This window comes from Cupriavidus pinatubonensis (genome assembly GCF_019602855.1).
GTDB classification, from domain to species: domain Bacteria; phylum Pseudomonadota; class Gammaproteobacteria; order Burkholderiales; family Burkholderiaceae; genus Cupriavidus; species Cupriavidus pinatubonensis.
Genome location: NZ_CP080767.1, coordinates 1,717,703 through 1,742,203, shown reverse-complemented (window position 1 = coordinate 1,742,203; position 24,501 = coordinate 1,717,703). Strand labels below are relative to the sequence as shown.

Below are 24,501 nucleotides of genomic sequence, written 5' to 3'. Positions count from 1 at the left end.
ATGACAAGAGGAGGAGAGCATCATGCAGGTAACAAGGCAAGCAGGCCCGCTGCGTCTGGCGGCATCCGTCGTTTCGATCGGCACTTTCGATGGTGTACATCGCGGGCACCGTGCCGTGCTGGCGGCGCTACGCGCCAGCGGGCGGGCGCTTGGTCTGCCGACCGTATTACTGACCTTCGATCCGCATCCGCGGGCCTTCCTGCAGCCGCAGAGTGCGCCGCGCATGATTTCCACGGTCGATGACCGCATCGCGCTGCTGGCCGAAAGCGGCGCCGTCGACCACTGCCTGGTGCTGCCGTTCGACCGTGCGCTCAGCGAAGCCAGTGCGGATGACTTCGTTCGTGGCTTGTTGCTCGCGCGTCTGGGCATGCGGCGGCTGGTAGTCGGCGCGAATTTCCGCTGCGGCCGGGGACGCCAGGGCGATATCGATTATCTCGGCCAGCTCGGCAAATCGCACCGCTATGACGTCGAGTCCGTAGCGTTGCATGCCACCAACGCAACCGGAATGGATGTGCGCTGTTCATCCACGGAAGCCCGCCGCCTGATTCAGAGCGGCGACGTGCGTGCTGCGGCCGCGTTGCTCGAACGCCCGCATGAAATTCATGCCATGGTAGTCGCCAAGGCGCCTGCGAGAGCCAGCGGCGCGGCGGAGATCTGTCTCCCGCACGGCATCTGCGTGCCGCCTGTGGGGCAATACGCTGGCGCGGTGCGCACTCGGACGGGTGGGCCGCAGTGGCGCCCTGCACTTGTGCAACTGGGGGATGCGGACGGCATGGCATGCGTGTTCAGCGACACGCAGTTCGCGCCGACGCCCGGCAGCGCGGTGTCGGTGCGTTTTTTCAACTCGGCGGAGGCTTAGGCCTCGAAGCTGCGCCTGTTTGTTGTCCGCAAGAAATTGCCTTCGAGCGGTACTCCCACCGGGGCACCGCTGTTTCGCAGGCGTAGGCTGGCGTAGGCGGCAAGTCACTTTTGGCCCCATTCGTCCCCAATTGCCGCGCGAAACTCGACGGCGCCCCCGAAATTCCGAGTTCGTCTGACATCCCCCGAGGACCGGCATTGCTAGAGTGGCTCCGGACTGGCACGGTTATTCAGCACGGGTCCATGCACAGTTTTGAAATGGATCTTCCGGGAGCCCATCATGGACGAGAGCGAGACCGGTTCCCCCGTCGCCGATACCAGTACCGACACCGACGCCAACGTGCCCTGGTACAAGCTCATGGGGCCTGGCCTGATCACCGGCGCCGCTGATGACGACCCCAGTGGCATCGTCACCTACGCGCAGGCTGGTGCCCAGTTCGGCAACGGGCTGCTGTGGAGTGTGCTGCTGACGCTGCCGCTGATGATCGCCATCCAGCTCGTATGTGCGAGACTTGGCCGCATTTCCGGCCGGGGGATCGTTGCGAACATTCGCCGCCACCAGTCACGGCCGCTCGCCTACGCCTTTGTGGTCTTGCTGGTCGTGGCCAATACGCTGAACGTCGGCGCCGACCTGGCTGCCATGGGCGATGCCCTGGCTCTGGTCCTCGGCGGCGCGCGCTGGATCTATACGCTGGCCCTCGCGGCGGGATCTCTGCTCTTGCAGCTGTTCATGCCTTACCGTCGGTATGCGGCCTATCTGAAATGGCTCAGTCTTTCACTGCTGGTGTATATCGCGGCCATGTTCCTGCTCAAGATCGACTGGCACGCCGCGGCCCTGGCGATGGTGTGGCCCCGGATCGAGTTCTCCAGCGCCTATCTGCTCATGGTGGTGGCGGTACTCGGCACGACCATCAGCCCCTACCTGTTCGTATGGCAAGCCGCCGCCGAGGTCGAAGAGCTCGACATCGACCGTACCGCCTTGCCGCTTCACGCTGCGCCTGAGCAGGCCAGGATGAATTTCAGGCGCATCAACGTGGACACGGTGACGGGCATGGTGGTGTCTGCGGTCATCGCCCTTTGCATCATGCTCACAACGTCATATGCGTTGCACAACTCAGGCATCCTGGACATCGACAGTTCGGCCGCCGCCGCCAAGGCGCTGGAGCCGGTCGCGGGGAAGTGGGCGCTGCTGCTGTTCAGCGCGGGCATTATCGGCACAGGCCTCATGGCCGTGCCGGTCCTGGCCGGTTCCGTGGGCTATGCGGTAGCCGAGGCGATGCGATGGAGACGCAGCCTTGAAGAAAAGCCGCTTTCCGCCAGGAACTTTTATGCGGTCATCGGCATCACCATGGTCATCGGCACGGCGCTGTGCTGGCTGCCCATCGAGCCCGCAAAGATGCTCGTCTGGAGCGCCGTCCTGAACGGCATAGCCGCTGCGCCGGCCATGGTCATGCTTCAGCTGATGTCGCGACACAAAGCCGTGGTGGGCGAATTCCGGACGCCGGGCTGGGTCCACTCGCTGGCGTGGCTCGCCACGGCAACGATGTGGATTTCGCTGCTGGTGACAATCGTGTTTGCCCTGTGAGCAAGCTGGGGCCTCATGGCGCCGGGCAGATTGACGGACTTGTCCAGTTTCGTGCGGGCTTAACCGGTCAGGCAACCGTATAGCGTTCGCGCGAGACGCAATGCCTCTCTCGCATCGGTTACGTTGGCGAAGCCCATGACCAGGCCACGCGGGGTGCGCCGCGTGCGTCCGTTCGCATACCAGATCGACAGTGGCACCACCGCGAGCCCCGCGTCGCGTGCGCGCGCGGCAACGGCCACGTCGTCGACGGGACCATCGGGACCTTCGGCAAACTGGACCGCGAACTGGATGCCGCCGTGCGGCAGCTCCACAAGCATGCGCTCGCCGAACGCCTGCTCCAGCGCATGCGCAATCAGCGTGCGGCGCTGCCCGTACAACGCACGCATCCGCTTTACGTGGCGCGCAAAATGTCCCTGTTCGATGAAGTCCGCCACGGCCGCCTGCAATAGCGTCGGCGAGCCGGCATTCATGCTGCAGGCCACGCGCTCCACGCGTTCGACCGCACGCTCCGGCACCACGGCATACGCGAGCCGTAGTCCCGGAAACATCACCTTGCTGAACGTGCCGCAATAGATCACGCGATCGTCCTTGTCGAGGCTTTTCAATGCCGGCAGTGGCCGGCCCACATAGCGGAATTCGCTGTCGTAGTCGTCTTCAATGATCCAGCTTGACCCTTTCGCCGCCCAGTCGAGGAGCGCCATGCGCCTGGCGAGCGACAATGTGTATCCGAGCGGCGCCTGGTGCGATGGCGTCACCAGTGCGAAACGCGCGAGCGGATCCAGCGCGATGCCGCGGTCGACATCGATCCCTTCGCTGTCGATCGGCACCGGTACGAGATTGACGCCGACTTCGGCCAGAAAGCCGCGTGCGAGCAGGTAGCCGGGGTCTTCGAACCACATGCGGTCATTGGGACTCGCGAGACTGCGCAAGACAAGTTCGAGCGTCGCGCGGTAGCCAGCGGTGATGAATACCTGCTCCGGCACGCACGCCACGCCCCGCGACAAGCCCAGATAGGTGGCAATGTGCTCGCGCAGCGCGCGGTAACCAACCGGATCCGGATAGGCCAGCATCGCGCGCTCACCGCTGCGCGCGCAACGCGAGACGAGCCGGTTCCACAGCTTGCGCGGGAACGCGTCCAGCGCCGGCAGCCCGGGTTGCAAGAGCTTCGGCTCCCCGCTCATCGCCACGGCGATCGCCAGTTGACGCGTTGCCGGCTGACGACCGCGCAACGCATGGGACGATTTCGTCGCGCCCTGCTCCCTGGCGGGCGGCTGCTCCCGATCCCCGCCACGTGCCGGGCGCGTCACCGATGCCGGCAACGACGCTGAGACGAACGTCCCCGCCGCACCGCGCATCTGCAGGTAGCCCTCGTCGACCAGGATGGTATAGGCCATTTCAACCGTGCCGCGTGCCGTATTCAGCTGCAAGGCAAGCCCCCGAAGCGCGGGCACGCGATCACCGGGACGCAGGTGCCCTGCTGCGATGGCCGTCCTGAAGCGCTCGCAAATCTGCAGATAGATCGGCGAGCGGTCCTGGCGGTCGATTTCGATGGCCAATGCGGAGGTCCGTGCAGTCATGATGGGTTCGCGGGCAATGTGAACAGGCTGGACTTGGCCTAGTCATTTCGACAATTCTTGGCCCTTATCCATAGGGCATGATTGTTCCACAATGGTCTCACACGATGCGACGAAGGCCACGCACCCGAATGGATGCCCCCGGCAGCCGCACCGCGCACTCCCTTACTCTCTCATCTGGAGAATCTGCCATGAAGATCGTTGTAATCGGTGGTTCCGGCCTGATCGGCTCCCAAGTTGTCGCGCTGCTCGCCAAGGCTGGCCATACCGCAATCGCGGCCTCTCCAAGTACCGGCGTCAACAGCGTGACGGGCGAAGGATTGGCCCAGGCATTCGAGGGCGCGGACGTCGTCGTGGATGTGGCGAACGCACCATCGTGGGAACCGCAGGCCGTACTCGATTTCTTCCGCACTTCCGCACGCAATCTCGGCAAGGCCGAAGTGGCCGCGGGCGTGCGCCATCACGTTGCGCTGTCCATCGTCGGTACCGACCGCATGCCGGGCAATGCATATTTTTCGGCCAAGGTCGCACAGGAAGAGGCGATTGAAGCGGCCGGCGTGCCATACACGATCGTCCGCGCCACCCAGTTCATGGAGTTCCTGGGCGGTATCGCGGATTTCGGCACGGACGGTGGCACCGTGCGCATCGGTGACGGACTGTTTCAACCGATTGCTTCACAAGACGTCGCGGCAATCCTTGCGCAGGTGGCGCTGGAAGCACCGCGCAACGGCACCATCGAGATTGCCGGCCCGGACCGCGCCCCCTTCGCCGAGATCGTTGCGCGCTATCTGAAGTCGACGGGCGATGCCCGCCCGGTGGTGACGGACCGCGAAGCCCTCTACTACGGCGGCCAGGTCGAGGAAATGTCGCTCGTACCGCTCGGCGACGCGCGGCTCGGCCGCATCAGCCTCGAACAGTGGCTCTCGCAAGCGAACAAGCAATGAGGAGTCAAGCCATGAAAGCAATCGTCTCTTTTGCGGCAGCGCTGATGCTACCGTGCCTGATGGCGGCGCAGCCGGCAATGGCCGCACCGGAAGCGAAGGTCACGCCCCTGCGGACAGAACCGTTGCCCGAGTACCCTGGCAAGGAAGTCGAGATGATCGTCGTGGACTATCCGCCGGGCGCGGTGGACCCGGTGCATCGACATGATGCGCACGCCTTTGTCTACGTGCTCGAGGGCAATATCATCATGGGCGTCAAGGGTGGCAAGGAGGTGACGCTCAAGCCCGGCGACACCTTCCACGAAGGCACCAATGACATCCATACCGTCGGGCGCAACGCCAGTTCCACACAGCCGGCCAAATTTGTCGTGCTGCTGATCAAGAACAAGGGCGCACCGATCCTGACTCCGGTGAAGTAGGCTTGCAGAACCCGGCAATTCAGGCGCGTCGGACGGCAGATGCCGGGGCCGGCGCGCCTGCTTTAGTCTGTTTGGACTATGTCACCTTGGACGTGAGCAGAAACAATGCGTATGGCAGCCGCGCCTGTTTCGGCTGTGACGCTAACCAAGACATCCGGGAGAGACAACAAGTGACGACCCAACATCCTGCCGCCAGCGAGTTTCGCGTGGCCCTGAATAGCCCGGCCAGCAGTGTCGTGATTACCGGCGGCGCCTCCGGCATTGGCGAGGCTTGCGCGGAGGCCCTGGCCGCTGTCGGGCGGCCTGTAGCGATCTGGGATATCCAGGAGGACAAGGCGCGAGCCGTCGCGGCGACGCTGGCCGAACGCTATGACGTACCCGCTTTCGGGCTCGGCATTGACCTGCGGGTACCCGCAGGGCTCGAAGATGCGCTGGCCCGCACCCGCGCCGCCCTGCCGGCGCTGGGCGGCATGGTGCATGCCGCCGGCGTGGTGGACCAGAGCGGTATCGAGGGCCTGACGCAGGCTCGCTGGGATGCCGTGCTCGATGTCAATCTGCGCGCTATGCCGCTGCTGATGCAGGCCATGCTGGCCGACTTGCGCCAGCAACCGGGCGCCGCCGTTGTCGCCATCGCATCGATCAATGCGACATTGGGCAATGGATTGATTCCGGCTTATTCGGCTTCCAAGGGCGGCTTGCTCTCACTGGTGCGTTCCCTTGCCGACAGCCTGGGCCAGGACGGGATCCGCATCAATGCCGTCTCTCCGGGACAGATCCACACGCCGATGCTCCAGCCTGCCATCGACGCCCTGCCGCCTGGCACCTTTGAGCGCCGCATCCAGTTGGGCCGCCTTGGCACGCCCGCAGAGATCGGACGCGTAGTCCGTTTCCTGCTGTCTGACGAAGCCAGCTATGTCACCGGCACCGAACTGGTTGTCGACGGCGGCAATATTCCTTCGCAACGCTAAGCGGAAAAAAGCGAAATGCGCCTTCGCGCATTTCGTCTCCCTCCTGGCCACCAGCTTCAGGCCTCAAGCCTCGAACACGTGCCCCAGCGTTGGCGGTTCGATGCCGCCAGGATTCAGCTCGAACACCCGTCGCGCCACGCTGGCGGGGCGCACCTGTTCCACATCGGTGTAGAACTGCTGGTACCAGTCACGCATCTGGTAGATGGGGCCGTCGCCCTCGCACAGCAGCGGATTGTCGATGCGGATCTTGCTATCCCAGATCGCCACATCCTCGTAGAAGGCCTCACGTGCCTGCTCTACATAGGCTTGCGCCACGGCGCGGTTCTGCTCGTCCGACAGGCCCGGTATCTTCTTGACCAGCACACCGTAGCGCAGCTCGAAGCTGTTCAGGTCGATCGGCACATGGCAGTTGAGCAGGATCGAGTGGATCTCCTGGTCGCCCATCTTTCCCGTCATCTCGGTGATGTGGTACGCCGGGCCGAAATACGTCGAGTGCGCGGTCAGCCGCGAGTCACCCGACAGCCGGGCGCTGCGCCCGATCATCAGCTGCGTGGCCTTGTGGTGTTCGAACAGGTTGGCGAAGTAATCCACCGGAGCGCCGTGCACGGTGCCGAAATGCGCCATGTCGGAGATATTGTCGACGAGCTCGCGGCAGTTGGTGCCGATCAGCATCTTGTCCATGGCCCAGTCCGACCAGTCCGCCGCAAAGCAGGCGTCGATGCGCGGAATGGCGACCTCCCGCGGCGCCGGACGGCCTTCCGGATCGTGCCAGACGAACAGCAGCCGGTTCTGCTCGCTAGTCTCCCAGCTGCCGATGCGGGCCTTGGGCGGCACGCGCTTGCAGTACGGAATCGACTTGCAACCGCCGTCGCCGCCCCATTGCCAGCCGTGGAACGGGCAGACCAGGTTGTCGCCCTGCACGGTGCCGGTGCTGAGGTCGGCCCCCATATGCGGGCAATAGCTGTCGACGATGCGGATAGCGCCCGTCGAGTCTGCAAACGCCGCCAGGCGCTTGCCGAAGATGTTCAGCGTATGCGGCTTGCCGTCGCGATAATCATCGGCCAGTCCCAGGCAGTGCCAGCCTCGCGCGTAGCGGGCCTCGAGCGGGCGCGTTTCGATCTTGTAGCCGGTAGTTGTCATGGCGTCAGTCTCCTTGGATCTCTGTGGATGCTTCACGATACGAGGCGCGCGCACGCCGCTCATCGTCCCATCAGACTAGGCTCTGTGTGCGCCTTCACGGACTTCAGGACCTGGATCGGCTTCAACGCCGCCGGGATGCCGGTGAGCGCGGGATCGTTCGCCGGGCCGTGCACGCAGCACACGCCCGCCGGGTCGTAGATCTTTGCCACGCAGCCATTGCAGCTGTCGCACGCCGAACGCGCGGCCACGCCGTTACGCCAGTGCTCGACCAGCGCCGGATCGTGGATCAGCGCGCGCGCCAGCGCGATGCAGTCGAAGCCTTCGCCGAGCAATGCATCCACGTTCTGCAGCGATTTCACGCCGCCGATATAGGCCAGCGGCATTTGCACCGCCTGCCGCACCACGCGCGACGCCTCGAGGAAATACAGTTCCCGGAATGTCAGGTCGCGCGGCGTGCGCTTCTCCAGCATGGTGATGCCGAAGCGGGCCATTGCGTTCGGCGCTGCAGCCTTCATCTGCGCGGTCGGCATCGGGCTGCCGAACAGCGCCCACGGGCTTTCGACATTGCGTCCGCCGCTGAGGGTCAGCAGGTCGGCGCCCTCCGCTTCCAGGATGCGCGCGGTGATTGCGGAGTCGGCAGCGTCATTGCCGCCGGGCACGCCGTCGGTCACGCTGAGCTTGCAGCAGACCGCCATCTCGGCACCGACTGCATCCTTTACCTGGCGCAGCACCATCGCCGGGAAGCGCGTGCGGTTTTCCACGCTGCCGCCAAACATGTCGCGACGCCGGTTGCTTAGCGGCGACAGAAACTGGTTAAGCAGGTAGCCATGGCCCATATGGATTTCCACGGCGTCGAAGCCGGCCTCGCGCGCGAGCCGTGCCGCCTGTGCGAACTGCGCGGCGCGGCGCGACATGTCCGCCGGGCTCATGGCGCGCTGGAAATACACGCCGTGCATCATGCCGAAGGCATTGAGCCCCGACGACGCGCTGCCCGGCGCACGGCTGCCGCCGTGGCGCATGGTGGTGAACGACCCGGCATGGGTAATCTGCAGACAGGCCGCAGCGCCCTCGCGATGCACGGCATCGGTCAGTACGCGCAAATGCGGCACCTGCTCCGCGCGCATGCTGAGCTGGTGCGCGAAGGTCAAGCCGTCATCGGCCACGGCGGCATAGGCCACCGTGGTCATGCCTACGCCACCTGCGGCCAGGTCGGCGTGATGCTTGACCAGCGCCTGCGTCGGCAGGCCTTCGGGTGTCATGCCCTCGTTTGCGCCAGCCTTGATAAAGCGGTTGCGCAGCGTCAGCGGGCCGATGCGAACTGGTGCGAATGCCGCTGCGCCTTCGGATTGCGGAGCCTCCATGCTGTCCCTCCCTGGGTCTTTTGCTTTTGGTAATGACTCATATGAACCGATGGTCTTCTGCCCTGCCCCGTTCGTGGGACAGCGCAGAAGACCATCGACATGCGGATTGGCTATCGTGCCGGCTTCATGCCGTATCGGACTTCAGCCCGCGTGCCGGACGTACCCGTTCGTCGTGCACGGCACTCCCCGCCGCCACCCGGGCGCGCTCCTCCTCTTCCACGCCAAGCCATGCCGCCAGCGCCGGCAGCAGCGATACCGCACCGAACAGGTTCACCAGGAACATGAACGCCAGCAGGATGCCCATGTCCGCCTGAAATTTGAGTGCGGCAAACGCCCACGTGCCCACCCCGATGCACATCGTCAGCGCCGTGAACAGCGCGGCCGAGCCGCGCTGGCGCATGGCTTCCGCAAAGGCCTGCGGCAGATTCTGGCCTTCTTCGCGGATCTGGTGCTGGATGCGCTCGTACAGGTAGATGCCGTAGTCCACGCCAACGCCCACGCCGAGCGTGATCACCGGCAGCGTGGAAACCTTCAGGCCGATGCCAAGGCGCGCCATCAGAGCATTGCACAGCACCGACACCAGCGTCAGCGGCACGATGATGCACAGCACCGCGCGCCACGAGCGGAACGTCAGCAGGCACAGCAATGTGATGGCGCCGAAGATCGACAGCAGCATCGCCACCTCGGCCTCTTCTACCGCCTCGTTGGTGGCCGCCATCACGCCGATATTGCCGCCGGCCAGGCGGAACGCCACGTTCGCTGTCTTGTCTTCGGCCGTAAAGCGGCGGATCTCGCGGATGATGTGGGCAATGGTGGCGCCTTCATGGTTGGCCGTGTAGATCAGCACCTGGATGGCCTGGCAGTTCGGCGTGTTCATGCCGTTGTCCGGGTCGAAGGCCTTGGCGCCCTGGCTCAGGCCGTCGCTGCTGCGCGGCAGTGCCTCCCAGCGCGGATTGCCCTCGTTGTAGGCGCCGACTACCACCTTGGCCAGCGACGACACGCTCACCACCGACTGCACGCCTGACACGCCGCGCATATGCATCTCGAAGCGTTCGACCGCGCTCATCACCGGGTAATGCAGGCAGCCGTCGTCAAAGCCGGCCGGCTCCACCACCACCGTCAGCGCGTCCGAGCCAATGTTGTACTGGCTGACCACGCTGGCGCTGTCGCGGTTGTAGCGCGAGTCGGCGCGCAGTTCGGGCGCACCGCTGCCCACGTCGCCGATCTTCAGGCCGCGCGATTCGATCGCGCCGACCGCCAGCAGCGCCAGCGCGGCGACAAACACGCCAAGCGCCGGTGCCGGTCGCGCCAGCGCACCGAACTTCTGCCACAGCCGGCCGCCGCCCTGTGCACGGCGCGCCTGCGCCGCTGCCAGCGCCGATGGCTCCAGCCGCGTGTACGACAGCAGGATCGGCAGGAACACCTTGTTGGTCACGATCATCAGCAGCACGCCCAGGCAGGCGGTGATGCCAAGCTCGCGCACGATATCGATCTCGATGCGCATGATGACCATGAAGCCGAGCGCATTGGTCAGCAGCGCCACCGTGCCCGGGATAAACAGCTTGCGGAACGCGGCGCTGGCGCTGTCCAGCGCGCTGTGGCCCAGCACCACCTCCTGCTTCCACGCGTTGGTCATTTGCACCGCGTGCGACACGCCGATCGAGAAGATCAGGAACGGCACCAGGATCGACATCGGGTCGATGCCATAGCCCAGCAGCGGCAGCAGACCGAGCAGCCAGCCCACCGGCAGCAGCGCCACCACCAGCGCCAGCAGCGTTGTACGCAGCGAGCGGGTATAGAGCCACAGCAGCAGCGCCGTCACGGCAAAAGCCAACGCGAAGAAGCCCATTACGCCGGCAATGCCCTCTTCCACGTCGCCGACCAGCTTGGCGAAGCCCACGACATTCACGTCGACATCGGTGCCACCGAACTCGGCCCGGATCTTCTCGAGCTGGCGCGCGACCGCGCCGTAGTCGATAGTCTTGCCGGTGGCCGGATCGGTCTCGCGCAGTTCCGCGCGGATCAGCGCGGACTTGAGGTCATTGCTGACCAGCCGGCCGATCTGCCCGGAGCGCGCCACGTTGCCGCGCACCTTGTCGAGCTCGGCGGGCGTGCCCGAAAAGCGCCCGGGCACCACCACGTCGCCTCGGAAGCCGGCCTCGGTGACTTCCGTGAAGCGCACGTTCGGCGTGAACAGCGAGAACACGCGTGAGCGGTCCACGCCGGGGATGAAGAACACCTCGTCGGTGGCGCGGCGCAGCTTGTCCATGAAGGCCGCGTTATAGATGTCGCCGTCGCCCTTCCAGCGCAGGCTCACGAGCACCGTGTTGGCGCCCGAGAATGTGCTCGCGTACTTGGTGAACACCTGCATGTACGGGTGCTGCAACGGGATCATCTTGTTGAACCCGGGATCGAGCCGCAGCCGCGTGGCGGAGAAGCCCAGTGCCACCGTAATGGCCAGGCACACGGTCAGCAGCAGGCGGCGCCTACGCATCAGCACGCTGGCGCAGGCGTCGACGAAACGGCCCAGGCGGCCGGGGGATTGGGGGCGGTTCATGATCGTTCTCGCAATCGTTCAGGCGGGTGGGAGTCAGCGGACAGCGGGGAGTGTCAGGTCCGCAATGCCGCTGTTGCCGCCCAGCGCCAGCGTGTCCTTGCCGGTCGGGGCAAGCGCGGCCAGGGTCTGCGGGCTGCCGGCGGGCAATGCAGCGAAGTGACGCCCGCCGTCGGCGGACATCACCAGGCTGCCACCTTGCCCGGCCAGCACGATGCGGCCATCAGGCAGCATCACGCCGCCGAAGAAGGAGGTCTTCAGGCCTGTCTCTGCGACCTGCCAGGTGGTACCGAAGTCTTCACTGCGCAGCACGTTGCCGCGCATGCCAAACGCCAGCCAGGCGCCATCGCGAAGTGACAGCGCGCCGTACAGCGATCCTTCATAGGGCGCCTTGACGGCTTCCCAGTGCTCGCCGCCGTCGGCCGAGCGCAGCACCAGCCCGGCTTCGCCGACCAGCATCAGGCGGCCTTGCGCATCGCCCGAAATGCCGTTCAGGTGGCGATCCTTCATCGCCTCCGGCATGCCCTTCGCGGCGCCATCTTCCCAATGCTTGCCGAGATCGCGCGAGACCAGGAAGCGGCCGAAGCTGCCAACCGCAAACCACGTCCCGCCAGCCTGCGCCCACGCGCCGAGCAGCGGATCGGACGACTCCGCGTCGAACGCGGCCTGCTGCCAATGCTCGCCACCGTCTTCGGTGCGCAGGATCCAGCCACTGTGGCCCACCGCCATGCCATGGCGGCTGTCGGCAAAGGCGACCTGCGTCAGCGTGGCGCCCTGCGGCTGGTCCACGGTTGCGCCGCGCCAGCTGCGGCCCTGGTCATCGCTGAACAGGATCTTGCCGCGCTCGCCCACGGCCACCAGCCGCTCGCCGGCGCGCGCCATGCCGTTTACCTGCAGGCCGTCCGGACGCAGCACCGTCGCCGGGAACGGCGGCAGCGGACGCGGCGCAAAGGCCCATACCGCGGTCGCCAGTACCGCCAGCGACATGGCGATGCCGATCAGTCGTTTCATGATGTCTCCTCCGTATGGAGCCATGGCGGGCGGCCTCGTGGCGGGCCGCTTCCATGCCAGGATTGCTGCTCAGGGCAGTACGTCGAACAGCGCCGCGGCACCCATGCCGCCGCCGATGCACATGGTCACCACCGCTTGCCGCACACCGCGGCGGCGGCCCTCGATCAGCGCGTGCGCGGTCATGCGCGCACCCGACATGCCGAACGGGTGGCCGACCGAGATCGCCCCGCCGCTAACGTTCAGGCGCGCATCGGCAATGCCGAGCTTCTGCTGGCAATACAGCACCTGCGACGCAAACGCCTCGTTCAGCTCCCACAAGCCCACGTCGGCCACCGTCATGCCGTGGCGCTCCAGCAGCTTCGGCACGGCGAACACCGGGCCGATGCCCATCTCGTCGGGCGCGCAGCCCGCCACGGCCATGCCGCGGTAGCGGCCCAGCGGGCGCAGGCCGCGACGTTGTGCCTCTTTGGCGCTCATCAGCAGTACGGCGGCCGCGCCATCGGAAAGCTGCGACGCATTGCCCGCGGTGATGTATTCGCCTTGAGCGATCGCCTGTCCGCCGCTCCAGACCGGCTTCAGTGCGGCGAGGCTTTCGGCGGTGGTGTCAGGCCGGTTGCATTCGTCGCGCTCCAGCCGCACGGTCTCGTGCCCGGTCAGCACGCCGCTCTTGTCGAACAGCGCGCGGCGCGTTTCCAGCGGCACGATCTCGTCGTCAAAGGCGCCGCGGCGTTGTGCCTCGGCCGTGCGCTGCTGGCTGCGCCAGGCGTAGGCGTCCTGCTCGGCGCGGCTGATGCCGTAACGGCGCGCGACCACTTCGGCGGTCTCGATCATCGCCATATAGGCGGCGGGCTGGTGCGCCAGTACGGCTTCGGATTGGGCGCGGAAGGCGTTCTTGTGCTTGTTCTGCGTGAGCGAGATGGATTCCACGCCGCCGGCGACAAGGATGTCGGCCTCGCCGCACTGGATCGCACGCGCCGCCGCGGCAATGGTCATCAGGCCGGAGCCGCACATGCGGTCCAAGGTCATGCCGGGCACGCTGTCCGGCAGGCCCGCCGCCACCGCGCAAAGACGGCCCAGGTTATAGCCCTGGGTGCCCTGCTGCGCAGCCGCGCCGATCAGTACGTCTTCCACCTCGGCCGGGTCCACGCCCGCGCGCTCGACCACCGCACGCACCACATGACCGCCCAGCACGGGGGCTTCGGTGTCGTTGAAGGCGCCGCGGAAGGCCTTGCCGATCGGCGTGCGCGCGACGGCGACGATGACTGCTTCATTCATGCTCGATTCCTTCTCAGAAGTAGTAGCGGCTGATGGTCTCGGCCACGCAGGCCGGCTTGTCCTCGCCCTCGATTTCCACGGTCATGCGCACCACCGACTGCACGCCGCCCGGCAGGGTCTCTGCCCGCACCAGGTCACCCACGCCGCGTACCCGGGCGCCCACGCGCACCGGCGCCGGAAAGCGCACCTTGTCGCAGCCGTAGTTGACGCCCCATTTCATGCCCTCGACCGTGATCAGTTCCGGCAGGAACTGGTTGACCAGGGCCAGCGTCAGGTAACCATGCGCGATGCACGCACCGTACGGCCCCTGGGCAGCACGCTCGGGATCGACGTGCAGCCACTGGTGGTCGCCGGTGGCATCGGCGAACTGGCCGACCTGCGCCTGGGTGATCCGCGTCCAGGCGCTTTCGCCGAGGCGCTGGCCGACGGCGTCGTGGATGTCCTGCGCGGAACGGAAGACTCGTGACATCTGCTTTCCTGTTGTATTCAAGCCCGCTGGCTGCTCACCGGCAGCACTTCGCCCGTCATGTAGGAGGCGTAGTCGCTCGCCAGGAACACCATCACATTGGCCACTTCCCACACCTCGGCCGCTCGCCCGAACGCTTCGCGTTCGCTGAGTTGCCGCAGCAGGTCCGCCGGCGCCGACTTCTTCAGGAAGTCGTGCAGCGCGATGCTGGGCGCCACGGCGTTGATGCGTATGCCGAACTCGGCGGCTTCCATCGCGCTGCAGCGCGTCAGCGCCATCACCCCGGCCTTGGCCGCGGCGTAGTGCGACTGCTCTTTCTGCGCGCGCCAGCCCAACACCGAAGCGTTGTTGACGATGGCTCCGCGCCGCCGCGCCTGCATGTGCGGCAGCATGGCCCGCGTCATGCGGAAAGTGCCCGTGAGGGAAATATCGAGCACGCGCGACCACTCGGCATCGTCCATCTCGACTAGGCGGCGCGAGCCGCCCAGGCCCGCGTTATTGATCAGCACATCGGTCCCGCCCAACGCTTCCTCCGCCGCCGCCACGAGTGCGCGCACCTGCACGTCGTCCGCGACATTGCAGAGCTGGCCATAGATGGCCTGCAGGCCAGTGTCGGCGCGCAGCTTCGCGACCGCCTCCTCCAGCCGCTTTTCGTGGATATCGGAGATCATCAGCGCGCGGCAGCCCTCCTCCGCGCAGCGGCGCGCGGCCGCGAAACCGATGCCGGCGCCTGCAGCCGCGGTGATGAGCACGCTCTTGCCGGCAAGCAGCTGGTGGCCCGGTACGTAGGCCGGCGCGGCCGGCAGGTCAATGGTTTCGGTGTTCGGGGTCATGACTGTCCTCTTGCCTCGCGGGGCATGCCGAGTCCGCGCTCGGCGATGATGTTGAGCTGGATTTCGTTGGTACCGGCGTAGATGGTGTCGGCGCGCGAGAACAGCGCCATCTGCTGCAGCCGCGTGCGGCGCACATCGCCCGCCTCGCCGGCATCGAGCACGTTGGCTAGCGGGCCCAGCACGTCCAGCGCCAGTTGCCCGAGGTCGCGGTGCCAGTTGGACCAGTAGTACTTGTAGATCAGCGCCTCGCGCTGCAGCGTGGCGCCGCCGTCGGCACCGGCTTGCGCCGCGCCGGCCAGCATGCGCAGCGCGTTGGCGCGCATCACGCGCAGGCCGGCCCAGGCGCGCGCGATACGCTGGCGCACCACCGCATCGCGGCTGCTGCCGTTGTCTCGCGCGGCCTGCGCGACCCATTCCAGTTCATGCGTGAACTGCATCTGCTGGCCCAGCGTGGAGATGCCGCGCTCGAACCCGAGCAGCGCCATGGCGATGCGCCAGCCGTCGCCGGGCTCGCCGAGCACGTCGGCGGCCGCCGCGCGTGCGCCGTCGAAGAACACCTCGTTGAATTCCGCACCACCGCCCATCTGCCGGATCGGCCGGATCTCGATGCCGGGCTGGTCCAGCGGCAGCATCAGGAAGATCAGGCCCTTGCTGCCGTGCGAACCGGGCTCGCAACGCGCCAGCACGAAGATCCAGTTGGATTCGTGCGCGAGCGAGGTCCACACCTTCTGCCCGCTCACCAGCCAGTCGCCGGTGGCCGCGTCGCGTACCGCGCGCGTGCGCACATTGGCGAGGTCCGAGCCCGCGCCTGGCTCCGAATAGCCCTGGCACCAGAAGGTCGTGCCGTTGCGGATGCCCGGCAACAGGCGCGCTTTCTGGTCCTCCGACCCGAAGGCGATCAGCGTCGGGCCGATCAGCCCCTCGCCGATATGCCCCATGCGGCCCGGGCCGCCGGCGCGCGCGTATTCCTCATGGAAGATCACCTGCTGCATCACCGGCAGCTCGCGCCCGCCGTGCGCGCGGGGCCAGCCGAGCCCGGTCCAGCCGCCTTCAGCGAGGCGCCGCTCCCAGGCCTTGCGCAGTTCGGGATAAGCCTCCTCGTCACCGGGCCCGCCGCGGTGTTGCAGGCAGGCGAACTCTCCGGCCAGATTGGCGGACATCCACCGCGCTACCTCGGCACGAAATGCCGCGTCTTCGTTCGTGTTCATGCTGTCCTCCCCGCGCCCGGCTCGCTATCCGCGTCTTGGGAAACATCGGCGATGTAATCGAGTGCCACGCCCGCCCCGCCGAGCCAGTGGCTGGCCGCCTGCGCGCGCTTGAAATAGAGCTGGGGGTCGTATTCCCAGGTGAAGCCGACCCCGCCATGGAGCTGGACAGCCTCCTGTGCGCAGAAGCGCAACGCGTCGTCGGCCGCGATCGAGGCCGCGGCGATGTCGGGACGGGCACGGGCCGAATCCTCGTCATCCCATGCGTTGGCCGCGCCATACACACCGGACCGTGCCGCTTCGATCAGCACCATCATCTGCGCGCAGCGGTGCTTCACTGCCTGGAACGAGGCGATGGCGCGGCCGAACTGAATACGTTCCGACGCGTAGGCAACGGTCAGGTCCAGGCATTGCTGCGCCGCGCCAAGCTGTTCCGCTGCGAGCATCAGCTTGCCGTGCCACCAGGCGTGGGCCAGGCCCTGCGCGGCGGCGTCGCCGCGTGCGAGCAAGGCGTCGGCACTGACGGGCAGCCCGTCCAGCCGTAGTGCGGCCATCGTCCGAGTGCGGTCGAGCGTATCGAGCGGCTGCAGCGAGAAGCGTGCATCGCCTGCGAAGGCGACGGGCTCCAGCAGGAACAACGCGGGGCTGCCATCCTCCAGCTGCGCCGGCACCAGCAGCCAGTCCGCGCCGGCGGCATCGGCCACCTGTGCGGCATTTCCATGCAGCACGAAGCCGTCCGCGCCCGCCTGTGCGGTGACGGCAACGCGGTCATACCGCCAGCCGCCATCGTCCGGCAACACCACGGCGGCACGGATCTCGCCGCAGGCCAGCCGTTCCAGCCATTGCGCGCTGCCGCGCGGACCGAGACTGGCCTGCAGCAGCGGTGCTGCCACGCAAACCGTGGACCAGAACGGCACGCACGCAAGGCGCTGGCCGAGCTGTTCCTGCAGCAGCACCAGTCCGGGCGCACCCAGGCCGGCGCCGCCCACGGCTTCGGGCAGCGCGATGCCGCACCAGCCAAGCTCGCCGGCCATCGCGCGCCACAGCGCGTCGTCATGGGCCGGGCCGGCTTCGGTCACACGCCGCACCGCTGCGGAATCGCTGTGTGCGGCGAGATAGTCCCGCGCGCTGTCGCGAATCATCTGCTGTTCGACGGAATGGGAAAAGTCCATGGCCGTCGCGCTCAGGCCGCGCCGTAGACCGACTGCGGCGCGTGCGCCTGGGCCAGCAGTTCGCCCACCGTCGTGCCGAGTTCCGCCGGTTGCCAGCGTGCGCCCTTGTCGGCGGTGGGGCCGGTGCGCCAGCCGTCGGCAATGGAGATCATGCCGCCCGCGGCCTCGAACATGCGGCCGTTGACCTGTGCCGAAGCGGTACTGCCAAGCCACACCACCAGCGGCGCAACATTGGCCGGGTCGTAGTAATCGAAGCCGCCTTCCGGCGCCTTCATCATGTCGGCGAACACCTGCTCGGTCATGCCGGTGCGCGCGGCCGGCGCCAGCGCGTTAGCGGTGATGCCATAGCGGCCCAGCTCGGCCGCCTGCACGAGTGTGAGCGCAGCAATGCCGGCCTTGGCCGCGGCATAGTTGGACTGCCCGACCGAGCCCTGTAGCCCCGCGCCGGAGCTGGTGTTGATGATGCGTGCGTCGACCGACTGACCGGCCTTGGCCGCATCGCGCCAGCGCCTGGCCAGCAGGTTGGCCAGGCAGAAGTGGCCACGCAGGTGCACGCGCATGACGTCGTCCCAGTCGGCCTCCGTCAGGCTGACAAACATGCGGTCGCGGCAGATGCCGGCATTGTTGACCAGCACGTGTACCTCGCCGAAGGCCGCCACAGCCGCGTCGACGATGCGCTGCGCGGTCACGAGTTGCGTGATGTCGTCATCGTTCGCCAGCGCGCTACCTCCAGCCGTGCGGATGTCGGCGCAGACGGCCTCTGCCGCCTCGCGCCGGATGTCGTTGACGACCACATTGGCGCCTTCGGCGGCAAAGGCCAGCGCATAGGCGCGGCCGAGCCCGCCGCCGGCGCCAGTGACGATAACGGTGCGTCCGTCGCAGATTCCCATGGCCTTCTCCTTACAGTCGTTCGATGATGGTGACGTTCGCCAGGCCGCCGCCTTCGCACATGGTCTGCAGGCCGTAGCGGCCGCCGGTGCGCTCCAGTTCATGCAGCAGCGTGGTCATCAGGCGTGCGCCGGTGGCGCCGAGCGGATGGCCCAGCGCGATGGCGCCTCCGTTGGGATTGGTGCGCGCGGCGGAGTAGCCGGTCTCCGCCAGCCAGGCCATCGCCACCGAGGCAAAGGCTTCATTGATCTCCACCACGTCGATGTCGGCCAGGCTCAGGCCGCTGCGTTCGAGCGCCCGCTTCGTCGCCGGGATCGGCGCGGTCAGCATCCACAGCGGGTCGTCGCCCATGACGCTCATATGCGCAATGCGTGCGCGCGGCGTGAGCTGGTAGCGTTTGAGCGCGTCTTCGGAAACGATCAGCAGCGCGGCGGCCGAATCGGCAGTCTGGCTTGATACAGCCGCGGTCAGCGCGCTGCCCGGCATCAGAGGCTCCAGCGCGGCCATCTTGGGCAGCGTGGTATCGGGGCGCGGTGTCTCGTCATGCTTCACGCCTTCGCACGGCACGATTTCCCGCGCGAAGTGGCCGGCCTCGATCGCAGCCGCGGCGCGGCGGTGGCTTTCCAGCGCGTACGCTTCCATGGCCTCGCGCGACAGCTTCCAGTGCTCGGCGATGCGCTGCGCGGCGTGGAACTGCGACACCGGCGCATCGCCGAAACGCGCGTGCCAGCCCTTGCTACCCGAGAACGGGTCGGAGAACCCCAACGCCTGCCCTGCCAGCATGGCCGACGAGATCGGGATCTGCGTCATGGTCTGCACGCCGCCGGCGATCACGACGTCCTGCGTGCCGCTCATCACCGCCTGCGCGGCAAAGTGCACGGCCTGCTGCGACGAACCGCACTGGCGGTCCACCGTCACGCCCGGCACGGTCAGCGGCAGGCCGGCGGCCAGCCACGCGCTGCGGGCGATATTGCCGGCCAGCGGGCCAATGGTGTCGACGCAGCCGAACACCACGTCGTCATAGTCCTCGGCGGGAATGTCGTTGCGGCGCACCAGCTCGGCCAGCACGAAGCCGCCGAGGTCCGCGCCGTGCATGTGCGACAGTCCGCCCTTGCGGCGGCCGGTGGGCGTGCGCAGGGCGTCAACGATATAGGCGTGTTTCATGGTCATGTCTCTTGGGACTCTCTTCGGATTCAGGCAAAGGTGGCGCCGGCGCCGATGTCATGCGCGCCATCCAGGATGTGCGCGCCCAGGCGCGCCTTGTGGAAGGCCCGGTCGCCCCAGCTTCCCGCCAGGGCCCAGGCCCGCTTGGTAAAGATCTGCAGGTCGAGTTCCCACGTGTAGCCCATCGCGCCATGCACCTGGATGGCCTGGCGCGCGGCGGACCACGCGCAGCGCGCGGCCGCCACGCGGGCATGCGACACATGCAGGCCCGCCTGCGACAGGCCTTGCGCCAGCGCACTGGCGGCCCGGTGCAGGACCGGCTTGGCGAACTCGAGCTGGATCGCCACGTCCGCCAGCAGGTGCTTGACCGCCTGATTGGTGCCAATGGCCTTGCCGAACTGCTTGCGCTGCGCGCTGTAGTCGATCGCAAGATCGAGCATGCGCTGCGTCAGGCCTAGCTGTTGTGCCGCCACGCCGAGCGCGCCGCGGTTCAGCGCGTCGTCCCACAGGCCGGCGGTAGCGGCGGCCGCCGCGGGAATCAGTTGCGTCTGTTCGGAATGGGTCCAGGCCAGTTCGAACAGGCGGCGCGAAGGATCGAGCCCCGCGCGCGGCGTCAGCACGGCCTCGTCCCGCCGCAGCAAGTGCACCGCGCCTTCGTGCTCGCACAGGATGGCGTCGGCCACATGGGCGTCGGCCACCAGCAGCTCCTGCGGATGCGCCACCGCGATGCGCGCATGGCCGCCAGCAATGCGCTCCAGCAGCGTCGTGCAACGGTCGCGCGCCGCGTCGTCTTGCACAAGGGGCAACGCATCGCGCAACAGGGCCGCCGCCACCAGCGCGGTGTCGAGCAAGGGCTCGGGCAGCGCGAAATATCCGCACGCCTGCGCCAGTGGCGCCCATTCGACCTCGCCCAGTCCCAGCCCGCCCTGCTCCTGCGGCACCATCAACGCCGCCATGCCCTGATCGGCAAGCTGGCGCCACAGCGCATCGGAGCGGCCAGATTCGGTGGCCCACAGCTCGCGGGTCAGCTCGGGCGTCATCTCGGTCATCAGGAAGCGCCGGATCGCTTCGGCAAACTGCTCCTGCTCTTCGGTGAAAGTGAAATCCATCGTGTTTCCCCTCGGATGCCGTTTTTCTCGTTACGCGCGCGGCATGCCGAGCAGGCGCTCCGCGACGATATTGCGCTGGATCTCGTTGGTACCGGCGTAGATCGGCCCGGCCTGCGAGAACAGGAAGCCATCCAGCCAGTGGCCAAGCGAGCCCGACGGCTGGTCGGCCGGCGCGACTTCTGCGGCCTGGCCAAGGATGGCCAGCGCGGTGTCGTGCATATGGATGTCCAACTCCGACCAGAACACCTTGTTGGTGCTCGATTCGGCGCCAATATGGCCACCGCGCACCAGACGGCTGGCGGTGGCGTAGGTGGACAGCGTGTAAGCCTCCGCATCCATCCATGCGCGCAGCACCGCTTCGCGCAACGACGGATCGCGGTCGGCAGATGCCTTGTGCTGCTGGTACAGCTTCACCAGCGCCCGCGCGGTTTCCTGGAAGCGCGCCGGCGAGCGCAGCATCAGGCCGCGTTCGAAGCCGGCGGTAGCCATGGCGACCTGCCAGCCCGCGCCTTCGGCGGCCAGACGGTTTTCTACCGGCACGCGCACTTCGTCGAAGAAGATTTCCGCAAAGCCGGTCTGGCCGTTGAGCTGGCGGATCGGCCGCACGGTGATGCCGGGCGTGTTCAGCGGCACCAGGATGAAGGTCAGCCCGTGATGGCGCGACGACGACGGATCGGTACGGAACAGGCCGAACAGCCAGTCCGCCCATACCGCGCGGGTGGACCAGATCTTCTGGCCGTTGATCACGTAGTCATCGCCCTGCCGCACTGCGCTGCAGCGAATCGCGGCCATGTCGGAACCGGCATTCGGCTCGGACCAGCCTTGCGCCCAGACGTGCTCGCCCGAAGCCATGCGCGGCAGGAAGCGCGCCTTCTGCGCCTCGGTGCCGAACTCCATCAGCGTGGGGCCGAGCAGGAAGATGCCGTTCTGGTTGACGCGCAGCGGCGCGCCGGCACGCCAGTACTCTTCCTCGAAGATCAGCCACTCGATCAGGTCGCAGCCGCGCCCGCCCAGTTCGGACGGCCACGTGACCATGCTCCAGCGGCCCTCGTTAAGCTTGGCTTCCCACGCGCGGTGCTGCGCGAAACCTTCTTCGGTATCAAAGCTTGCCAGCGGCGTGCGCGGCACGTGTTCGGCCATCCACGCGCGGACCTCGGCGCGGAAAGCGCGCTGGGCGTCGGTGTATTCGAGATGCATGGTGGATTCCCGGGCTAGGCGAAGCGGGCCTCGCGGCCTTCCACGAAGGCGGCGCGCGCCTCGCCGGAATCGGCGCTCATATAGGCCTGCAGCGTGAAGCCCTGCTCCCAGCGGTACTTGTCCTCGAGGTTGCCGTCCTCGACGCCGTTGAGCGCTTCCTTGGCAAGCTGCAGCATGGCCGGGCTCTTGGCGGCAATCTTGCGGGCCAGCGCCAGGGCCTCGTCGCGCAATGCGTCGCGCGGCACGACACGCTCGACCGCACCGAGGCGGAAGGCCTCGGCCGCATCGATCATCTCGCCGGTGAAGTACATCGCGCGCACCTTCTGCACACCGAACATGCGCTGCAGGTGGGCGCCGCCGCCCATGGCGCCGCGGTCGATCTCCGGCACGCCAAAACTTGCGCACTCGGACGCCACGATGATGTCGGCCGCACCGCAGATGCCGATGCCGCCGCCCAGCACGAAGCCGTGCACGGCGACAATGACCGGCTTGGGATTGCGGTGCACGGCGCGGAACGTCGCGTAGTTACCGGCGTTGACGTCGACGATGCGCTGCGGATGCTTCGCCAGTTCTTTGATATCGACGCCCGCGCAGAAACCACGGCCTTCGCCGCGCAGCAGGATCACGCGCACCGTCGGGTCATCGCCGAGGCGGTCGATTGCCCGTGCCAGCGCCTGCCAACCGGCATTGTCGAGCGCATTGACGGGGGGATGATCAATCACCAGTTCGGCGATGCCATCGCCGATGTAGACGCGAAACGGCGCCTTCTGGGCGGTTTGATTCGTTTGCATGGTTTCCTCTGTCTGTGGTCAGGCGGCAGCAGCCAGCCCGGTGCCGGACAACGCGGCCAGCCGCACCTGCGCCTGGGCAGCGATGCCCGCGACAATCTGCTCGCACGATTCGATGGCGCCAATGGCCGCGGCGGCCTGGCCGCTCGGCAGCACGCCGTCGTCAGGATGCCCTTCCACCATCGCGCGCTGGATCAGCACCGGCGCGTTGGCGGCCATCAGCGTCTGCGCGGCGCTGTAGTCCTGCTCGCGCATGGCGCGCCACGCGGTGGCAAGCATCTGCGCCGAACTCATCCCGGTACGTGCGCGCCACTTGCGCGCGGCACCCAGCGCCAGCCAGGTGCGCCGCCACGGGCCGGCCTGTTCCAGTTCCAGCAGCAGCGCGTTGTCGATCATCCGCTGCGGCAGGCCGTCAATCGCCAGCGACACGCGGATGCTGGCCGGATCACGCACCTTGACGTAACGCTCCAGCGTCTGCGCCGGCACCGGCGACTCGCTCGACATCAGGAAGCGTGTGCCCATGGCCACGCCTGCCGCACCGTACGCCAGCGCCGCAGCGAGTCCACGTCCGTCGAAGAAGCCGCCCGCTGCCACCACCGGTACGCGCACGCTGTCGAGCACCTGTGGCAGCAGCAGCGTGGTTGGCGTGCCGCCGGTATGGCCGCCGCCCTCGCCGCCCTGCACGGTCACCACATCCGCGCCCAGTTCCACCGCCTTGGCGGCGTGCTTGGCGGCGCCGACGGTCGGCATGCAGACGACGCCGGCCGCCTTAAGCCGGCCGACCATCTTCGCGTCCGGCCCGCGCCCGTAGCTGACCGCGCGCAGCCGGTGGCGGATGGCCATCTCGATGACTTCATCCGCGTTGGGCTGGAACATGTGGAAGTTGATGCCGAACGGCCTTTCGCTGAGCGCCTTGACCCGCAGAATCTCCCGCTCGACCTCGCCGGGAGGAATCGTCGCGCCGGCCAGGAAGCCAAACGCACCAGCATTGCCGCTCGCCGCAACCAGCTTCGCATCGGCCACCCAACCCATTGCCGTCTGGACAATGGGATAGCGGCAGCCAAGCAGGTCGCACAGCACCGTATGCAGGCCGGACGCGCTCATGCCTTGCCCTCCCCGGTTCGTTGCGATGCCGCCATGGCGCGCGCGTCGTAGCCGCCGAGCTTGTCGCCGCTGATCAGTTCGTTGTGTGCATGCGCGAAGTGGTGCCAAGCGAAGACCGCGTCCATTGCTGTGCGCTTGCCTTGCAGGTCTTCCACATGGTTGACCGCCTGCTTGGTCAGGGTCAGCCCGAGCCTCGGCATCTGCGCGACCTTCGCGGCCATGCCGTAGACGGCGTCCTCCAGCGCATCGCGCGGCACCACGCGGTTGACCATGCCCATGCGCTCGGCGCGTTCCGCGCTCATGCGCTCGCCCAGGAACAGGAATTCCTTGGCGATGCGCGGGTGCAGTTCATAGGGATGCGCGAAGTACTCCACGCCGGGAATGCCCATGCGCACGACCGGGTCGGCAAAGAATGCGTCATCGGACGCCACGATCAGGTCGCACACCCAGGCGAGCATCAGCCCGCCGGCAATGCAGGCACCGTGCACCATCGCAATGGTCGGCTTGGGCAGTTCGCGCCAGCGACGGCACATGCCCAGATACACCTCCTGCTCGCGTGCATAGAGGAACTCGCCGCCAGGCTTGTTGACGTGGTCATACCAGAGCGACGTGCGATCGAACGATTCGTTGATGTCGCGCCCAGGCGTGCCGATATCGTGGCCGGCGGAAAAATGCTTGCCTGCACCGCGCAGCACGATCACCTTGACCGCGTCATCCGACGCGGCGCGGCGATAGGCCTCGTCCAGCGCATACGTCATCTTCGAGTTCTGCGCGTTGTGGTACTGCGGACGGTTCATGGTGACGGTGGCAATGCCGTCCGCCACGTGGTAGAGCACTTCGGCATCCGGGCCGAGTGCGATGGGCTCGATGGCTGGCGTTGTCATGGTTG

At 67.1% G+C, this 24,501-nt stretch carries 22 protein-coding genes; 5 read left to right on the top strand and 17 right to left on the bottom strand.

Annotated features, from left to right (window positions below; translation table 11 throughout):
• Positions 1-22: 22 nt before the first annotated feature.
• Both K2O51_RS20635 and K2O51_RS20630 read left to right on the top strand, forming a co-directional pair.
• Positions 23-859 carry an FAD synthetase family protein gene (locus K2O51_RS20635; RefSeq protein ID WP_140950066.1) on the top strand — a complete coding sequence of 279 codons (837 nt, stop codon included), beginning with the start codon at positions 23-25 and terminating at the stop codon, positions 857-859.
• A gap of 279 nt (positions 860-1,138) precedes the next feature.
• Positions 1,139-2,443 (top strand): Nramp family divalent metal transporter, encoded by a 1,305-nt coding sequence (locus K2O51_RS20630; RefSeq protein WP_011297745.1) that lies wholly within the window; start codon positions 1,139-1,141, stop codon positions 2,441-2,443.
• A gap of 59 nt (positions 2,444-2,502) precedes the next feature.
• Here the strand turns inward: K2O51_RS20630 and pdxR are convergent, their stop codons facing one another.
• On the bottom strand, positions 2,503-4,020 hold the full coding sequence (gene pdxR / locus K2O51_RS20625) for a MocR-like pyridoxine biosynthesis transcription factor PdxR (RefSeq protein WP_011297744.1): 1,518 nt from the start codon (positions 4,018-4,020) through the stop codon (positions 2,503-2,505).
• A gap of 188 nt (positions 4,021-4,208) precedes the next feature.
• Between pdxR and K2O51_RS20620 the strand changes: the two genes are divergently transcribed.
• The 3 genes from K2O51_RS20620 to K2O51_RS20610 all read left to right on the top strand — a co-directional run bounded on the left by K2O51_RS20620 (position 4,209) and on the right by K2O51_RS20610 (position 6,345).
• Positions 4,209-4,961: an SDR family oxidoreductase gene (locus tag K2O51_RS20620; RefSeq protein ID WP_220631586.1), complete on the top strand. Its 753-nt coding sequence runs from the start codon at positions 4,209-4,211 to the stop codon at positions 4,959-4,961.
• Positions 4,962-4,972: 11 nt separating this feature from the next.
• Complete coding sequence (locus K2O51_RS20615) at positions 4,973-5,377, top strand: cupin domain-containing protein (protein WP_220631585.1); 405 nt, start codon at positions 4,973-4,975, stop codon at positions 5,375-5,377.
• Between the two features lie 170 nt (positions 5,378-5,547).
• Complete coding sequence (locus K2O51_RS20610; RefSeq protein ID WP_220631584.1) at positions 5,548-6,345, top strand: SDR family NAD(P)-dependent oxidoreductase; 798 nt, start codon at positions 5,548-5,550, stop codon at positions 6,343-6,345.
• A 63-nt stretch (positions 6,346-6,408) separates the two neighbouring features.
• Here K2O51_RS20610 and K2O51_RS20605 read toward each other — a convergent pair whose 3' ends face one another.
• The 16 genes from K2O51_RS20605 to K2O51_RS20530 form a co-directional block, all read right to left on the bottom strand.
• On the bottom strand, positions 6,409-7,485 hold the full coding sequence (locus K2O51_RS20605) for a 3-ketosteroid-9-alpha-monooxygenase, oxygenase component (protein WP_011297740.1): 1,077 nt from the start codon (positions 7,483-7,485) through the stop codon (positions 6,409-6,411).
• Positions 7,486-7,544: 59 nt separating this feature from the next.
• Positions 7,545-8,783, bottom strand: a complete 1,239-nt coding sequence (locus K2O51_RS20600; protein ID WP_425332999.1) for an NADH:flavin oxidoreductase — start codon at positions 8,781-8,783, stop codon at positions 7,545-7,547.
• A gap of 187 nt (positions 8,784-8,970) precedes the next feature.
• Positions 8,971-11,403, bottom strand: coding sequence for an efflux RND transporter permease subunit (locus tag K2O51_RS20595; RefSeq protein WP_220631582.1), 2,433 nt, complete (start codon positions 11,401-11,403; stop codon positions 8,971-8,973).
• A gap of 33 nt (positions 11,404-11,436) precedes the next feature.
• Positions 11,437-12,411, bottom strand: coding sequence for a WD40/YVTN/BNR-like repeat-containing protein (locus tag K2O51_RS20590; RefSeq protein ID WP_220631581.1), 975 nt, complete (start codon positions 12,409-12,411; stop codon positions 11,437-11,439).
• Positions 12,412-12,480: 69 nt separating this feature from the next.
• Entirely contained in the window at positions 12,481-13,686 is a 1,206-nt protein-coding gene (locus tag K2O51_RS20585) for an acetyl-CoA C-acyltransferase (protein WP_011297736.1), read from the bottom strand.
• Between the two features lie 13 nt (positions 13,687-13,699).
• Positions 13,700-14,155 (bottom strand): MaoC family dehydratase, encoded by a 456-nt coding sequence (locus tag K2O51_RS20580; protein WP_011297735.1) that lies wholly within the window; start codon positions 14,153-14,155, stop codon positions 13,700-13,702.
• 17 nt (positions 14,156-14,172) lie between these two features.
• Positions 14,173-14,985, bottom strand: coding sequence for an SDR family oxidoreductase (locus K2O51_RS20575; RefSeq protein ID WP_220631580.1), 813 nt, complete (start codon positions 14,983-14,985; stop codon positions 14,173-14,175).
• Positions 14,982-16,193 (bottom strand): acyl-CoA dehydrogenase family protein, encoded by a 1,212-nt coding sequence (locus K2O51_RS20570; protein WP_140950059.1) that lies wholly within the window; start codon positions 16,191-16,193, stop codon positions 14,982-14,984. The genes K2O51_RS20575 and K2O51_RS20570 overlap by 4 nt, the downstream gene beginning before the upstream one ends.
• Positions 16,190-17,362, bottom strand: a complete 1,173-nt coding sequence (locus tag K2O51_RS20565; protein WP_220631579.1) for an acyl-CoA dehydrogenase family protein — start codon at positions 17,360-17,362, stop codon at positions 16,190-16,192. The genes K2O51_RS20570 and K2O51_RS20565 overlap by 4 nt, the downstream gene beginning before the upstream one ends.
• A gap of 11 nt (positions 17,363-17,373) precedes the next feature.
• Complete coding sequence (locus K2O51_RS20560; protein ID WP_011297731.1) at positions 17,374-18,252, bottom strand: SDR family oxidoreductase; 879 nt, start codon at positions 18,250-18,252, stop codon at positions 17,374-17,376.
• Positions 18,253-18,262: 10 nt separating this feature from the next.
• Positions 18,263-19,414 carry an acetyl-CoA C-acetyltransferase gene (locus K2O51_RS20555; RefSeq protein ID WP_041679921.1) on the bottom strand — a complete coding sequence of 384 codons (1,152 nt, stop codon included), beginning with the start codon at positions 19,412-19,414 and terminating at the stop codon, positions 18,263-18,265.
• A 29-nt stretch (positions 19,415-19,443) separates the two neighbouring features.
• Complete coding sequence (locus tag K2O51_RS20550) at positions 19,444-20,523, bottom strand: acyl-CoA dehydrogenase family protein (protein WP_011297729.1); 1,080 nt, start codon at positions 20,521-20,523, stop codon at positions 19,444-19,446.
• 30 nt (positions 20,524-20,553) lie between these two features.
• Positions 20,554-21,720: an acyl-CoA dehydrogenase family protein gene (locus K2O51_RS20545; protein ID WP_011297728.1), complete on the bottom strand. Its 1,167-nt coding sequence runs from the start codon at positions 21,718-21,720 to the stop codon at positions 20,554-20,556.
• Between the two features lie 14 nt (positions 21,721-21,734).
• Positions 21,735-22,511, bottom strand: coding sequence for an enoyl-CoA hydratase family protein (locus K2O51_RS20540; RefSeq protein WP_011297727.1), 777 nt, complete (start codon positions 22,509-22,511; stop codon positions 21,735-21,737).
• 18 nt (positions 22,512-22,529) lie between these two features.
• On the bottom strand, positions 22,530-23,612 hold the full coding sequence (locus K2O51_RS20535) for an NAD(P)H-dependent flavin oxidoreductase (protein WP_011297726.1): 1,083 nt from the start codon (positions 23,610-23,612) through the stop codon (positions 22,530-22,532).
• Positions 23,609-24,496: an enoyl-CoA hydratase gene (locus K2O51_RS20530; RefSeq protein WP_140950055.1), complete on the bottom strand. Its 888-nt coding sequence runs from the start codon at positions 24,494-24,496 to the stop codon at positions 23,609-23,611. Before K2O51_RS20530 ends, K2O51_RS20535 begins: the two co-directional genes overlap by 4 nt.
• Positions 24,497-24,501 lie beyond the last annotated feature (5 nt).